The organism is Aminobacter sp. NyZ550 (genome assembly GCF_025628925.2).
Taxonomy (GTDB): domain Bacteria; phylum Pseudomonadota; class Alphaproteobacteria; order Rhizobiales; family Rhizobiaceae; genus Aminobacter; species Aminobacter ciceronei.
In genome coordinates, this window is the sequence record NZ_CP114190.1 from 3,931,897 (window position 1) to 3,946,129 (window position 14,233).

Consider the following 14,233-nt stretch of genomic DNA (forward strand, 5'->3'; position numbering starts at 1 on the left):
GGCAGCCGCCGGTCATCCACAGGCTCAGGCACCCCCCCTGTCGCGCTTCGTGCATCCCGTGCGGTGTGCTCGGCGAATCTGCCCGAAGCAGAGAATCATTCCGCAAAAAGGCGCGAGCGAAAAAACAGCCCACAGGGTGATTCTCCTGCAGGCACGAATCGCCGGCGATGGACCGTTCCATCGACGCGATTCGCAGCTGCATATCGACGACATGCGGCTGCGCTGATATGTGTGGAGATTGGGATGGATCCTCAGTTCCCGGCACCTTCAGGGAAGGCATTGAAACCTTGATTTAGAGGATCAGTCGGCAAAGGCTAAGCCTTTGAAAAACTGGCGCGAGTGACGGGGCTCGAACCCGCGACCTCCGGCGTGACAGGCCGGCACTCTAACCGACTGAGCTACACCCGCGCTCTGGACGTTGGCGCTGGGCGCCGCGTCGTTGGCGGTGAATTACGGGGTTCGATGGGGAGTGTCAAGCGACATCGAAGAGATAATCGACAAACTTTGTCGTCTATTTTTCGATGTCCACAAAACCGGGCTTTCCGACGCCTCGACCTGCCGCAACGGCATGCATTTGAACTTGCGGATCACAGGCGAACCGCTTATTGGTCCGCCCGGTTGGGGCGATTAGCTCAGTTGGTAGAGCGCTTCGTTTACACCGAAGATGTCGGCGGTTCGAGCCCGTCATCGCCCACCATTTTCCTTCTGATATTGCGATGATTTCTGGCCTCGCGGCTGGATGTGCAAAGTGCCGGACCTGACTAGACGGCAACTGCCGGCATGGCATCGCCCAGGCGACATCGGCATCTCAACTTTGCCTCCCCCAAACTTGGCGCTAGACTGCCGCCATGGGCTTTCTCCTCTATGCCTTCCTGCCGGTCATCATCATCACGCTTGCCATTGTCGGCGCGCTGGTGTGGCGCGGCATGCAGTTTGGCGAGCTGGCGCGTCATGGCCTGCCGGTGACAGGCATTGTGGTCAGGAAATTCCGCACCGGGGCGGGCAAGGCCGGATCAATGGGGCGGCGGATCGCCTTTTCCTATGTCGCAGCCGACGGGGTCGAGCATGGCCGGGCGGCCACGGTGGCCAGCAGCAAATGGGCAGAGCTTGAGGAAGGCGGGCCGATCCAGCTTGTCTACCTGCCCGCAAAGCCCGGCGTCAGCGCCCCGGCCTGGCTGGTCGAGGACGCACGCAAGGCCCTGGGCAAGGCAGCGTCATAGCCGGAATCGAAAGCCGTTGACGCGACATTGGAAAGACAGGCCGCGTCTCTTCGAAATGCGGCTTTGTCTGCCAAGCGACTGACTGTCTGATTGATCAGCCTTCCGCAATAGCCCCTGCAGATCCTTGATTCTTGCCGGGCGCATTCGCCTCGTCCGTGGAACGGTGCATTTCACAATCCACGGTGTGTGCATCGGCAGTTGGCAAGGCATGAACCGCAATGAACTCGCAATGTTGATGGCGCCATATGAGCAAATTGACGCTGTTTTACACCCTCGAACAACTCGACAGCATGAAGCAGCTTTGGCTGCCGCCGCAAGCTTTGGGAGAATTTCTGATGCCAGTTCAGTCGCCCTTCAAATCCGACGCGGCCAGGGACAGGGTTCTTGATGACTATGATGCACTGCTGGCGCGATGGCCGGTATCTTATGAAAGCCGTTTCATCGATACCGAATTCGGCAAGGCCCATCTCATCGCTTCCGGCAATCCGACGGCGTCTCCGCTGGTGCTGCTGCATGGCGGGGGTGGCAACGCGACGATGTGGTTTCACAACATCACTGCGCTCGCTGCGACGTTCCGCGTCTATGCTCTCGACATCATCGGCGACGTCGGCAGGAGCACAGGCGCGCGACCAGCCTATGCATCGGGCGGCCATGTCCGCTGGCTGGCGCAAGTGCTCGACGGCATCGGTCTTGGACAAACGGCGCTGGCGGGTGCGTCTTTCGGCTCATGGTTGGCCGCCGATTTTGCGCTCAAACACCCCGAACGCGTGTCAGGACTGGCATTGCTCGCGCCGCCCCATATCGAGCCGCTGCGTTTGAGCTTCATGCTGAGGGCGGTTGTGGCGACCATTGCTCCAACAGACTCCAGGATTCGCAGCTTTTATCGCCTGATCTCATCGCCGCACGCGCCGCAACCGACTGGGCTGGTCATGCAGGATTTCGCGTCACGCGCTGGCAGTCGCAGCGGCAGAGCCCACCGCCGCCGCCAAGGCTGTCAGCAGAGGATCTGCAACGTTTGCCGGCGCGAACCCTGTTCCTGCTGGGGCAAGATGATGCGCTCTACGACGTCAACAAAGCAGCGGCGCGTATCCGCGCCAATGCTCCAGCCTGCAAAGTTTCGCTGCTGGCACAGGCCGGACATACGCTGACAGTGGACAAGCCTCGCGAGGTCAGCGATCTGCTGGTTGCGTTCTTTGCTAGAACTTCAGCACCAGTTGCCCTGTAGCAAGGCGACATCAGAGCCCTGATGACTGCTGCGACCCAGGAACCAGCGCGCATATAGCCGTGATCGCGCGCCCACAATTCACCCTCGCAACGCTGCCCCCGCTTCCTATCTCTAGGCGATGTTTGCTGTCGTCGCCGTGATGTCCTTCGTCTCCCTCGCCGTGCCGCTCGCCTTTTGCTGGCGATTGTGGCGGCTCGACGAGCCCAGCCGACTGGGCTGGCTGCTGGTGCTGGTTGAAAGTGCTGTGCTGGTGACCTTGGTCGTGATCGTGGCGCGATGGGACATTGCCGGGATGTGGAGCCGCATCGCGCTGGTCGGCCTGTTCGCGACAGTGGCTGCGGTCTCGGCCTGGCGACACCTGCGCAAGCCCTGGCTGCCCGCGGACGGCTCCCCGATCTCCAGCAGGCATATCCCGGCATTGGCCTCAGTGGTGGTTTTCGGCACCGCACTCGCCTATGTCATGATCGGTGTTTTCGACCAGCACGATCCGCGCGACTTCACTTTTCCGCTCGAGGGCGGGCACTTCGTGGTCGCGCACGGCGGCACGATCGGCGTGCTCAACCATCACAGCGATCACGCCGCACAACGGCATGCCCTCGACATCACCGCCGTCAACGCACTGGGGTTCCGGGCGTCGGGGCTGCTGCCGGACGATCCCGCGCGTTATGTCGTCTTCGGCAAGACGGTGGTCAGCCCGTGCGAAGGCACGATCCTTGCCGCGGTGGACAGGCTACCCGACCTTGCACCACCGGCGGCCGACCGCGACAATGCCGCCGGCAACCATGTCGTGGTGTCCTGCGGCGATCTCAATGTCGAGCTTGCCCATCTGCGCAAGGGCAGCGTTGCGGTCGCGGCCGGCGACAGGGTCGTTGCCGGCGCTCCGATCGGCCAGGTCGGAAATTCCGGCAACAGCACCGAACCGCATCTGCACGTCCACGCCGTCGATGCGGGCTCCGGCACCGGCGTCCAGATGTCGTTCGATGACACCATCCCGGTGCGCAACACGCTCATCATCAGGTAGAAGGCAACCAGCAGAGGAAATCGTCGCCTCGGCGCGCGGGCAGAACCCTGGCTTGGCGCTCAGCGCACCAACGGCGCAACCGCGTTTTCGATCAGGCGCACAAGGCTGAGCGCAGTCATCTCGGAGGACTTCGGATTGGTCCTCAGCGGCTCGTTCTCCAGTCTCAGATCGAGCTTGCCGAAGGCGCCGGCGGCACTGATCTCGTGGATGTTGCGCGCGGCCGAGGGATCGGCGACCAGCACGACGCGCGTACGGTCCAGGCCGATGCCCGACAAGGCCGAGATGACGGCGACGTTTGCATTCTGCGGAAATGCCTCCGCAGCCTGGCGCGCCGTGCCGGCAAAGAACTCGGTGCGTCTGGCCAGCCTGTCCAGGTCGATCATCTCGGCGGCCCGGGTGCCCTTCCAGGCAAGCGGCGGCTTGACGATCGTGTGCCTGACCTCGTCCAGCGGCAGCGCCGAGGCAGCAGCGAGCGCGCCAAGTTCGCCGAGCGCGCCCGAGGGAACGACGATGCGGCTGCCCGTTTTCTCGGCGACAGCCAGGAGAAGGCCAAGCAGCGCGTCATCGGTGAATGCGCTTGCCGAGGACACGACGAAACTTGACGCATGGCGCAAGGCCGCCTCGCCCCAGATGGCGACCGCCGGGCGGCCGGCCACCTCGATCACCATGTCGACGTCGAGCCCGGCGAGCTCGTCCGGCCCGCCGATCAGGCGCGCACCTTGCGGCAGCGCGGTGCGCTGGCGCTGGGGATCGCGCACGGCAACCGCCACGATCTCCACGCCCGCCGGCTGCCGCTCGGCGAGCAGCTCGCCCACCCGCGAGGCGATCGCCCCCCAACCGACGAAGCACAGCCGCAACCGGCGAGACTCAGAGACCGACATAGCTCTGCACCAGCTCGGCATTGTTGGTCAGGTCCTCGCCGGTGCCGGACCAGACGGTGCGGCCCTTTTCGAGGATATAGTGGCGGTCGGCCAGGCGCTTCAGCACGTTGAGGTTCTTGTCGATCAAAAGGATCGACTGCCCTTCCGCCTTGAGCGCCTCGATGCAGCCCCAGATTTCGGCACGGATGACCGGCGCCAGGCCCTCGGTCGCCTCGTCGAGGATGAGCAGCTTGGGATTGGTCATCAGCGCGCGGCCGACGACAAGCATCTGCTGCTCGCCACCCGACAGGGTTCCGGCAGCCTGCCCGGCGCGCTCCTTCAGCCTTGGAAACAGCGCATAGACGCGTTCCAGCGTCCACGGGTCCTTGCGGCCGAGACGATTGGCGGCGGTGGCAACGAGATTTTCACGGACCGTCAGTGTCGAGAAGGTCTGTCGCCCCTCGGGCACCAGGCCGACGCCGAGCCGGGCGACCGTCTCGGGCGTGGCGCCGCAGACGTCGCGACCGGTGAATCGTACTTCGCCCGACAGCGGCTTGAGCAGCCCCATGATCGACTTGACGGTGGTGGTCTTGCCCATGCCGTTGCGGCCGAGCAGCGTCACCACCTCGCCATCGCCGATCTCGAGCGCGACGTCGAAAAGCACCTGGCTGCGGCCATAGGCCGACTGCAGTCCGGCGACGCTCAGCATAACTCGTCTCCCTCCCCCAGATAGGCAGTGCGAACCTCGGGATTGTCCCTGATTTCGTCGACGGTGCCGGTGGCGATGATGCGGCCATAGACCAGCACCGAGATGCGGTCGGCCAGCGCGAACACCGCCTCCATGTCATGCTCGACGAGCAGCATCGAGACCTGGCTCCTGAGACCCCGCAGCATCTCGATCATCTGCTGGCTCTCGACATGGCCAAGGCCTGCCATCGGCTCGTCGAGCAGCAACAGGCGCGGCTTTGTGGCCAGCGCCACGGCAAGCTCGAGCTGCTTCTGCTCTCCATGCGACAGGTTTGCGACAAGTTCGCCGGCCCGGTCGCCAAGACCGGCAGCATCGAGGAAGCCGCGGGCGCTTTCACCGAGCTGGTGCTCGTGGCGGACGTTGCCCCAGAAGCGGAAGCTGTGGCCCTGCCGCACCTGGACGGCAATGGCGACATTGTCGAGCACGGTGTAGTCGGGCAGCAGGCAGGTGATCTGGAAGGTGCGCGCCAGGCCCATCGACACGCGCCTGGCAGTCGGCAGCGTGGTGATCGGCACACCATCGAGCTCGATCGTGCCCTCGTTCTGCCTGAGCTCGCCCATCAGCTGCGAGATCAGCGTCGTCTTGCCGGCGCCATTGGGGCCGATCAGGGCGTGGATCTCGCCCGGCTTGACGGTCAGGTCGACGTGATCGGTGGCAAGCAGGCCGCCGAAACGCTTGACCATGCCCTGGACGTTGAGGACCGGAGTCATGCGCGCCTCCCGAAAAGCCTGGTGCCCAGCCCCTGGACGCCGCCTTGTGTGTAGAGCACGACGAACAACAGGATCAGGCCGAGGCCGAGCTGCCAGTTCTCCGTCCATGAGGCGAGGATCGATTCGAGCACGATGAACACGGCGGCGCCGAGCAGCGGGCCGAACAGCGTGCCGACGCCGCCGAGGATGACCATCACCATCAGTTCGCCCGACTTGGTCCAGTGAATCATGTCGGGGCTGGCATAACGCAGGAAATTGGCCATCAGCGCGCCGGCAAGGCCGCAGCCCATGCCCGAGATGACGAAGGCCATCAGCTTGTAGCGGTAGGCCGGCAGGCCGATCGCGGCCATGCGCTTTTCGCTCTGGCGCAGGCCGACGATGACGTTGCCGAAGCGCGAATTGACGATGCGCCACAGGACGAAGAAGAACGCCACCGTGACCGTAAGGCAGACATAATAGACGGTCTGCTTGTCGCGCATGTTGAGGCCCGGCAGTTCGTTGGCCCGGCGGATGATCAGGCCGTCGTCGCCGCCATAGGTTTTCAGCGAGACGAACAGGAAGAACAGCATCTGCGCGAAGGCGAGCGTGATCATGATGAACTGCACGCCGCCGGTGCGCAGAGAAAGTGCGCCGATGAGCGCTGCCATCAGGCCTGATATCACCAGCGCGACCGGAATGGTGATCAACAGCTGGTTGGTGCCGGGGATGAAGCCGAACAGCGGCTCGCCCAGCGAATAATGCTGGTAGAGGATGCCGACGACATAGCCGCCGATGCCGAAGAACGCGGCGTGGCCGAAGCTGACCATACCGCCATAGCCGAGCACGAAATTGAGGCTGGCGGCGGCAATGCCGTAGATCAGCACGCGGGTTGCGAGCGACGTCAGCGCGGCATAGCCGGTTGCGTCGGCGACCGCGGGCAGTGCGATCAGTGCGATCAGCACGCCGGCAAGCAAGGCGGGTCGCTTGAGTGACTTTTCCATGGGCATGTCGGCGCCTGGTTCAGGAATTTCGGATGAACAGGCCCTTCGGCCTGATGAGGAGGACGATCGCCATCAAGAGATAGATGCCCATCGACGAGATGCCGGCGCCGAGCGCATCGGCTTCCGGGCCGACCATGACCTGGCGCAAAAGGCCCGGCAGATAGGCGCGCAGGCCGGTGTCGACGACGCCGAGGATGAGGCTGGCGAAAAAGGCGCCGCGGATCGAGCCGACACCGCCGATGACGACGACGACGAAGGTGGTGATCAGTATCTGCTCACCCATGCCGACCTGGACGGCGAGGATCGGACCGGCCATGAAGCCGGCGAGACCGGCCAGAAGCGCGCCAAGGCCAAAGACCAGCGTGTAGAGCAGACGGATGTCGACGCCGAGCGCGCGCACCATCTCGCGATTGGTCGAGCCGGCGCGGACCAGCATGCCGATGCGGGTCTTGTTGATCAGCAGATAGAGCCCGAGCGCCACCAGCAGGCCGACGGCGATGATCGCCAGGCGGTACACCGGATAGACCAGCCCGGGCAGAAGCTCGACCGACCCGCCGAGCATTTCGGGCATCGACACGAACAGCGGCTGGCGCCCGAACAGGATGGTGATGGTCTGGTTGAAGATCAGGATCAGGCCGAAGGTCGCCAGCACCTGGTCGAGATGGTCGCGCTGGTAAAGCCTGCGCACGACGAGGAATTCGATCGCGGCACCGGTGACGGCTGCGGCCGCAAGCGCTGCCGGAATGCCGAGCCAGAATGAGCCGGTCTCTGCGGCCGCCCATGTGCCGGCATAGGCGCCGATCATGTAGATCGAGCCATGCGCCAGATTGATCACGCCCATGATGCCGAAGATCAGCGTCAGGCCGGCTGCCAGCAGGAAAAGCATGACGCCGAATTGCACGCCATTCAGCATTTGTTCGAGGAAGAGCGTCATCGCCTGTCGCTTCGATTGGAAAAACGGGGAAACTGGCGGACGGCACTGCTGCCGCCCGCCGTCGCGAGCCGATAGAGGTTACAACTTGCACTCGGCGGCATAGGCGTCGCCATGGTCCTTGAGGACCTCGCCGACGGTCTTCAGCATCGGCTTGCCGTCATCGCCCTTCTCGACCTTCAGCGCGTACCAGTTCTGCACCGGGTGCTGGTTGGGGCCGAAGGCGAACTTGCCGCGCACGGATTCGAAGTCGGCCTTGCGCAGGGCATCGCGGAAGGCGTCGGCATCATCGAGGCTGCCGCCGGTGGCCTTCAGCGCCGAGGCGTAAGCCAGGGCGGCATCGTAGCCTTGCGATGCGTAATAGGTGACGGGACGGTCGTAGGCCTTGTTCCAGGCGTCCATGAACTTCTTGTTGGCGGCGTTGTCGAAGTCCGCGTTCCAGTGGCTGGTCACGTTGAGGCCGATGGCGGCATCGCCAACGGCGGCAAGAGTGACGCCATCCATCGACGGCTCGGCCACGACCATCGGGATTTCCTTCATCAGGCCCGACTGCTCGTACTGGCGCAGGAAGGTGATGCCGAGGCCGCCGGGGTGGAACTGGAACACCACGTCCGGCTTGGCGGCGCGAACCTGCGCGAGTTCAGCGGCGAAATCGGTCTGGTCGAGGCGGGTGTAGATTTCGCCCGCGATCTCGCCCTTGAAGTAACGCTTGAAGCCGGCGATGGCATCCTTGCCGGCCTGGTAGTTCGGGGCCAGCACGAAGGCCTTCTTGTAGCCGAGATTGGTGGCGTTCTGGCCGGCGCTCTCATGCAGGCTGTCGTTCTGCCAGGAGACGACGAAATAGTTCGGGTTGCACTCCTTGCCGGCCATGTTCGACGGCGCGGCGTTGGGGCTGACATAGAAGGCGTCGTTGTCGACGATGTCGGGAACGGTGGCGCCGGCGACATTGGAGAAGACGATGCCGGTGAACAGCTTGATGCCTTGCTCGCCCATGAAGCGCTCGGCGATCTGCTTGCCCTGGCCGGGCTTCAGCCCGTCATCCTCGACAACCAGCTCGACCGGCACGCCACCAAGCTTGCCCTCCTCCAGCGCCAGCATGAAGCCGTCGCGGATGTCCTGGCCGAGATAACCGGCAGGGCCTGACAGCGTGGTGATCATGCCAATCTTGACGGGATCGGCAGCCATTGCCGGAAACGTCGCAAAGGCTGCGATCGATGCGGCAAGAAGTGTTGTCCTCACGTTCATCCTCAGTTCTCCTCTGATCGGCGCATTTCAGCGCGCATTGTTGATTGCCAGGTCGGTCGCAAGCCGGTCGGTTGCCTCGATGTCGAGAGGCACGAACAGGAACGAAGCCGCCTCTGCCTTGAGCCGGCCGAAGACAGGGGCGGGAAAGTGGTAGGGCGCAAGCACGGTCGCGTTGGCGGCGGCCTCGGTGAGCAGGCCGATCCGCGTCGTCCGCGCCTCGACCGGATCCTCACAGAAGTTGCAGACGATGCCGTCGTCACCGAGCTGCAACGGATGATGCACGGCGTCGGCCAGGAACAGCACCTCGCACTCTTCAGTGTCGAGCGCGACCACCACCATGCCGGGCGAATGTCCCGGCGCCGGCTTCAGCCGCAGGCCTGCCGCCACCTCGGCGTCCGAAGCCACCGCCTCGAAGCCGACCGACCGGATGATGGGCAACACGCTATCCGCGAAGGCGCCATGCAGCGTATTGCCGTCGACCGAGGCCTCGTGGACCTTGGTCCAGTGGGTTAGTTCGGTCTGGGCGACGACGTAGCGCGCATTTGGAAAGGTCGGCCGCCAGGTTTCGCCTTCCCGCCTCGTGTTCCAGCCGACATGGTCGGCGTGCAGATGCGTGTTGATGACGATGTCGACGCGCTCGGGCGAAATGCCGAGCGCAGACAAGGTCTGGAGGAACTGGGTTTCGCGGCGATGCCAGGCCGGCCGGTGCGGCCGCTCCTTGCCGTCACCGATGCCGCCGTCGATCAGCGCGACGTAATCAGACGTCTCGACGACATAGCAGTTGAAGCTGAGCGCCACTGTCTCGGCTTCCGGATCGACAGTGCCTGCGGGCGAGCGCCTGGCAGCGGCTTCCAGATCCTCGCGGGAAAGCCCCGCGAAGATCGCCTTTGCCGGCCAGGCGACATTGGCCATGTCGGGAATGCAGGTCACCGTGACTGGACCAGCGTGAAGCTGTTCCAGTTCGATGCCAAGTTCACCTATGCGCTGACGCGTGACCTTCATGCCGCAAGCCGCCTCAAAGGTCGCATTCGCCGGCGAACGGATCGCCATGCGCGCTCATCAGCTTCTTGCGGGTCTTGAGAGTCATCTCGCCGGCGGCGTCCTTGACCACCTGCATGGCGTACCAGTCCTGAACCGGATGCTGGTTCTTGCCGAAGCTGAAGCTGCCGCGTGTAGTTTTGAACTCGGTCTTGAGCAGCGCCGCACGGAAGGCCTCGATGTCCTCGACATCGCCTTCCGTCTGCTTGAGCGCCGAGGCGATGGCGAGCGCCGTATCATAGCCCTGCGCCGCATACATGGTCGGCGTGCGCTTGTAGGTGTCTGCGAACTTGGCGACGAACTCGCGATTGGTCTCGTTGTCCAAGTCGGTGTTCCATGAACCCGATACGTTCAAACCTGCAGCCGCCTCACCCACGGCCTTGAGGATGGCGTGGTCCATCGACGGCTCGGCAATGACCATTGGCACGGCACCGAGCAAACCCGACTGCTGGTATTGACGCAGGAAGGCGATACCCAGGCCGCCAGGCTGGAACTGGAACACAACGTCCGGATTAACCGCCTTGATCTGCGCCATCTCGGCGGCAAAGTCAGTCTGGTCGAGACGCGTATAGATCTCACCCGAAATCTCGCCCTTGAAGTAGCGCTTGAAACCGGCGATGGCGTCCTTGCCGGCCTGATAGTTGGGTGCCAGCACGAAGGCCTTGGTGTAGCCGAGATCGGTGGCATTCTGGCCTGCACTGCCCTGCATCGTGTCGGTCAGCCACGAGAGAACGAAGTAGTTGGGGTGGCATCCCTTGCCGGCGAATTCGGACGGGCCCGCATTGGGGCTGACGAAGATCGCGTCAGCGTCGACGATCTCGGGCACCGTCGCACCAGCTACGTTCGAGAAGACGATGCCGGTGAACAGCTTCACGCCCTCGTCGTTCAGAAACTTGTCGGCGATCTGCCGGCCATTTCCTGGCTTGAGGCCATCGTCCTCCACCAGCACGGTGACAGGCACACCACCAAGCTTGCCGCCTTCCATGTCGATCGCCAGCTGAAAACCGTCGCGCACGTCCTGGCCGAGATAGCCAGCCGGTCCGGAAAGCGTCGTGATCATACCGATCTTGACCGGGTCTTGTGCAAGTGCCCCCGGGGCGAAAAGCGACGCAGCCGCGAAGGCCATGAGCGAAGACTTCAGTTTCATGCCTGGATCCTGAGCTGGAGCGGCCCACTCCTGGGCGAACCGTTGTGACAATGCGGTCGGATTAGAGCTTCACCCAGCCTTCCGGCGGGGTCTTGCCCGGATGCAGCGCGCCGCATTGCGGGCAGGTGCGCGCCTTCTCGTCGGCGTAGAACGCCTGATAGATCGGCGGCAGGTCGCGGACGATGCTCTTCAGCGTGACCTCGACGCGCTTGACCAGCCCGTTGCACTCGAAGCAGTACCATTCGAAGGCGTCGAGCAGGCCGTCATTGCGCTTGGGCTCGACGACCAGGCCTATGGAGCCTTCCTGCGGACGCTGCGGCGAGTGGCGCACATGCGGCGGCAGCAGGAAAATCTCGCCCTCGCGGATCGGCACGTCGTAGAAATTGCCGTTGTCCACCACCTTGAGCATCATGTCGCCCTTGAGCTGGTAGAAGAACTCCTCGACCGGATCGTCGTGATAGTCGGTGCGCTTGTTGGGGCCGCCGACGACAGTCACCATCAGGTCGGCGTCTTCCCAGATCTGCTGGTTGCCGACCGGCGGCTTGAGCAGGTGGGCGTGCTCGTCGATCCACTTCGAGAAGCTGAAGGCCGAAAGGCGTCTGGTCATTGTCGTTCCTCCTTTGGGTCGGCGCGCGAGCGTCGGATTGATCGGTCAGGCTGAAGTCTTCAGCCCACATGCCTCGAAGGCGGCGCGGGTGGCGCGCTTTTCGTCCTCGGTCAGTTCGAGCAGCGGCGGACGCACGCGTCCACCTGCCTGCCCCAGAAGCTCCTGCCAGTACTTCTGGTGCGAATGCGGCTTCTCGGCCGGGCGCGTGTTCTTGAGTGCTGCGCGCACCGGGTCGAGGCTGTCGCGGATGCGGCGTGCTTCCTCGGCTTTGCCTGACAAGGCAAGGTCGGTGTATTCGCGCATGCGCCTGTCGTGCTTGGTCTGGATCAGATAAGGCGGCGACGAGCAGAGATAGAGCTGCCAGTTGAGCTCGAGGATGTTGTCCAGCCACTCCTCCTCTGAGGCGGTGCTGACGAGGATGCGGTCGCCGGCAAGCCGGGTCAGTTCGGAATACATCGGCCGCGGCACCGAATACTTGATGGCGACCACGTTCTCGATGTCGGCGAGCTTGTTGCACAGTTCGGGGCTCATCAGATAGCCGCTGTCGGGATGGCTCCAGAGGGCTATGCCGATGTCCACCTTGTCGGCGATGGTGCGATAGTAGTTGAGCAGCGTCTCGTCCTGCTCCTTGAAGAAATGCAGGATCGGCGCGTGCACGACGATGTAGTCGGCGCCGCATTTCTGGGCGTGCTTGGCGAGGTCGATGACGACGTCCATGTTCTGGTCGGAGCAGGACATGATGGTCTGGGCGCGGCCGGCGCAGGCGTCGACGGCGAGGTCGAAGCAACGCTTGCGCTCGTCGAGCGACATCGAGAAGAACTCGCCCTGCTTGCCGGCAATGAAGAAGCCGTCAATACCGAGGTCGCCGATCCAGTGATCGACATTGCTGCGGAAACCGTCCTCGTCGATCGAGAGGTCGTCCTTGAACGGCATCAGGGCGGCAGCCCAGATGCCCTTCATCGTCGCCCTCGAATGGGCCTTGGCGGTCTTCTTGTCGTACTTCATCGAATGCGAACCTTTACGAGGCGATTGCGGGCTTCGGCTAGATTGCCATGCGGTGCGAAACGTTCTTGATCACGGTGTAGTGCAGGATGCCTTCGGCGCCGCCTTCGCGACCGAAACCGCTCTCCTTGACACCGCCGAACGGCGTCTCGGCGACCGAGGCCTCCAGCGTGTTGATCGAGACGTTGCCGGCTTCCAGATCGTCGGTGATCTGGTCGACATTGGCGGCCGAATTGGTGAAGGCGTAGGCGGCGAGGCCGAAAGGCACGCCATTGGCCTTCTCGATCGCCTCTTCGAGCGAGGAGACGGGATTGATCACCGCCAGCGGGCCGAACGGCTCCTCGCGCATGACACGGGCATCGCCGGGCAGATCGGCGAGGACCGTCGGCGGATAGAAATAACCGCTGTTGCGCGGCCGCTCGCCGCCGAGCAGAAGCTTGGCGCCCTTCGAGACGGCGTCGGCGACCAGCATTTCCATCGCCTCGACGCGGCGATGGTTGGCCACCGGGCCCATTTCGACACCCTCTTCCAGTCCGTTGCCGACCTTGACGGCGCGGGCGCGCTCGATGAAGGCCTCGGTGAACGGCTTGTAGACGCTCTCATGGACGAAGAACCGCGTCGGCGAGGTGCAGACCTGGCCGGAATTGCGCACCTTTCGGATGGCCGAGGCAATGCCGGCCTTCACCGGATCGGCGTCGTCGCAGACGATGACAGGGGCGTGGCCGCCGAGCTCCATCAGCGTCGGCTTGACATAACGGGACGCAAGGCCGGTCAGCGTCCTGCCGACGGCGGTCGAGCCGGTGAAGGCAATCAGGCGCACCTGCTCCTGCGGGATGAGATATTCGGAAATCTGCGCCGGAATGCCGAAGACGAGGTTGAGCACGCCAGCCGGCAGGCCAGCATCATGGAAGGCGCGTGCGATGTGCAGGCAGCCTGCCGGGGTCTCCTCGGCGGCCTTGATGATGATCGAGCAGCCGGCGGCCAGGGCGCCGGCGATCTTGCGCGCCGGCTGGCTCATCGGGAAATTCCATGGCGAGAACGCCGCCACAGTGCCGATCGGCTGGTGATGGACGATGTAGCGGATGCCCGGTTCGCTCGGGATAACGCGACCATAGGTGCGCTGCGCTTCGCCGGCATCCCATTCGAAGAACTCGGCGCCGCGAATGACTTCGAGGCGCGCCTGCTGGAACGGCTTGCCGTGCTCGCGGGTGATGTCGGTGGCAACCTCGTTGATGCGCTCGCGCAGAAGTGCAGCCGCCTTGCGCAGCACCTCGGCGCGGCGGGCGGGCGAGGTCTTGCGCCAGACGGCAAAACCGCGCTCGGCGGCTTCGAGCGCAGCGTCGAGATCTCCGGTGGATGCGACGGGAACAGCGCCGATCACGCTCTCGTCAGCCGGGTTGATGACAGGCAGCGTTTCCGCCGTCCGCCGCCAGGCGCCGCCGATGTAAAGCTGGAGATCGGGGTAGTTGGACATCGGGCGCCTCGGCTTCGCAATTGGC

14 protein-coding genes and 2 tRNA genes are annotated in these 14,233 nt (G+C 63.9%); 4 read left to right on the forward strand and 12 right to left on the reverse strand.

Annotated elements, in window-relative coordinates:
* Positions 1–331: 331 nt before the first annotated feature.
* Positions 332–408 (reverse strand) — tRNA-Asp (locus tag N7E70_RS19555).
* A 213-nt stretch (positions 409–621) separates the two neighbouring features.
* Here N7E70_RS19555 and N7E70_RS19560 point away from each other — a divergent pair.
* The 4 genes from N7E70_RS19560 to N7E70_RS19575 all read left to right on the forward strand — a co-directional run bounded on the left by N7E70_RS19560 (position 622) and on the right by N7E70_RS19575 (position 3,466).
* Positions 622–697 (forward strand) — tRNA-Val (locus N7E70_RS19560).
* A 151-nt stretch (positions 698–848) separates the two neighbouring features.
* The gene (locus tag N7E70_RS19565; RefSeq protein ID WP_263007342.1) at positions 849–1,220 is read left to right on the forward strand and encodes a DUF3592 domain-containing protein; all 372 of its coding nucleotides are present in this window, start codon (positions 849–851) and stop codon (positions 1,218–1,220) included.
* Between the two features lie 245 nt (positions 1,221–1,465).
* On the forward strand, positions 1,466–2,368 hold the full coding sequence (locus N7E70_RS19570) for an alpha/beta fold hydrolase (RefSeq protein WP_263007343.1): 903 nt from the start codon (positions 1,466–1,468) through the stop codon (positions 2,366–2,368).
* Between the two features lie 216 nt (positions 2,369–2,584).
* Positions 2,585–3,466, forward strand: coding sequence for a M23 family metallopeptidase (locus N7E70_RS19575; protein WP_185910150.1), 882 nt, complete (start codon positions 2,585–2,587; stop codon positions 3,464–3,466).
* Between the two features lie 59 nt (positions 3,467–3,525).
* On the opposite strand, the gene N7E70_RS19580 is transcribed toward N7E70_RS19575, so the two are convergent.
* The 11 genes from N7E70_RS19580 to N7E70_RS19630 form a co-directional block, all read right to left on the reverse strand.
* The gene (locus tag N7E70_RS19580) at positions 3,526–4,347 is read right to left on the reverse strand and encodes an aspartate dehydrogenase (protein ID WP_154385546.1); all 822 of its coding nucleotides are present in this window, start codon (positions 4,345–4,347) and stop codon (positions 3,526–3,528) included.
* A complete protein-coding gene (locus tag N7E70_RS19585) occupies positions 4,334–5,035 on the reverse strand; it encodes an ABC transporter ATP-binding protein (protein ID WP_154385547.1) in 702 nt (233 codons plus the stop codon). The genes N7E70_RS19580 and N7E70_RS19585 overlap by 14 nt, the downstream gene beginning before the upstream one ends.
* Complete coding sequence (locus tag N7E70_RS19590; RefSeq protein ID WP_154385548.1) at positions 5,029–5,784, reverse strand: ABC transporter ATP-binding protein; 756 nt, start codon at positions 5,782–5,784, stop codon at positions 5,029–5,031. The genes N7E70_RS19585 and N7E70_RS19590 overlap by 7 nt, the downstream gene beginning before the upstream one ends.
* Positions 5,781–6,764 (reverse strand): branched-chain amino acid ABC transporter permease, encoded by a 984-nt coding sequence (locus N7E70_RS19595; RefSeq protein WP_182573828.1) that lies wholly within the window; start codon positions 6,762–6,764, stop codon positions 5,781–5,783. The genes N7E70_RS19590 and N7E70_RS19595 overlap by 4 nt, the downstream gene beginning before the upstream one ends.
* A gap of 19 nt (positions 6,765–6,783) precedes the next feature.
* Positions 6,784–7,698: a branched-chain amino acid ABC transporter permease gene (locus N7E70_RS19600; RefSeq protein WP_067962766.1), complete on the reverse strand. Its 915-nt coding sequence runs from the start codon at positions 7,696–7,698 to the stop codon at positions 6,784–6,786.
* A 78-nt stretch (positions 7,699–7,776) separates the two neighbouring features.
* Complete coding sequence (locus N7E70_RS19605) at positions 7,777–8,940, reverse strand: ABC transporter substrate-binding protein (protein WP_154385550.1); 1,164 nt, start codon at positions 8,938–8,940, stop codon at positions 7,777–7,779.
* Between the two features lie 27 nt (positions 8,941–8,967).
* Positions 8,968–9,990, reverse strand: coding sequence for an MBL fold metallo-hydrolase (locus tag N7E70_RS19610; protein ID WP_154385551.1), 1,023 nt, complete (start codon positions 9,988–9,990; stop codon positions 8,968–8,970).
* Positions 9,956–11,125: an ABC transporter substrate-binding protein gene (locus N7E70_RS19615; RefSeq protein WP_067962776.1), complete on the reverse strand. Its 1,170-nt coding sequence runs from the start codon at positions 11,123–11,125 to the stop codon at positions 9,956–9,958. The genes N7E70_RS19610 and N7E70_RS19615 overlap by 35 nt, the downstream gene beginning before the upstream one ends.
* A 61-nt stretch (positions 11,126–11,186) precedes the next feature.
* Complete coding sequence (locus tag N7E70_RS19620) at positions 11,187–11,732, reverse strand: 3-hydroxyanthranilate 3,4-dioxygenase (protein WP_067962779.1); 546 nt, start codon at positions 11,730–11,732, stop codon at positions 11,187–11,189.
* 45 nt (positions 11,733–11,777) lie between these two features.
* The gene (locus tag N7E70_RS19625) at positions 11,778–12,737 is read right to left on the reverse strand and encodes a dihydrodipicolinate synthase family protein (protein WP_154385552.1); all 960 of its coding nucleotides are present in this window, start codon (positions 12,735–12,737) and stop codon (positions 11,778–11,780) included.
* A 37-nt stretch (positions 12,738–12,774) separates the two neighbouring features.
* Entirely contained in the window at positions 12,775–14,208 is a 1,434-nt protein-coding gene (locus N7E70_RS19630) for an NAD-dependent succinate-semialdehyde dehydrogenase (protein ID WP_154385553.1), read from the reverse strand.
* Between the last annotated feature and the right edge of the window lie 25 nt (positions 14,209–14,233).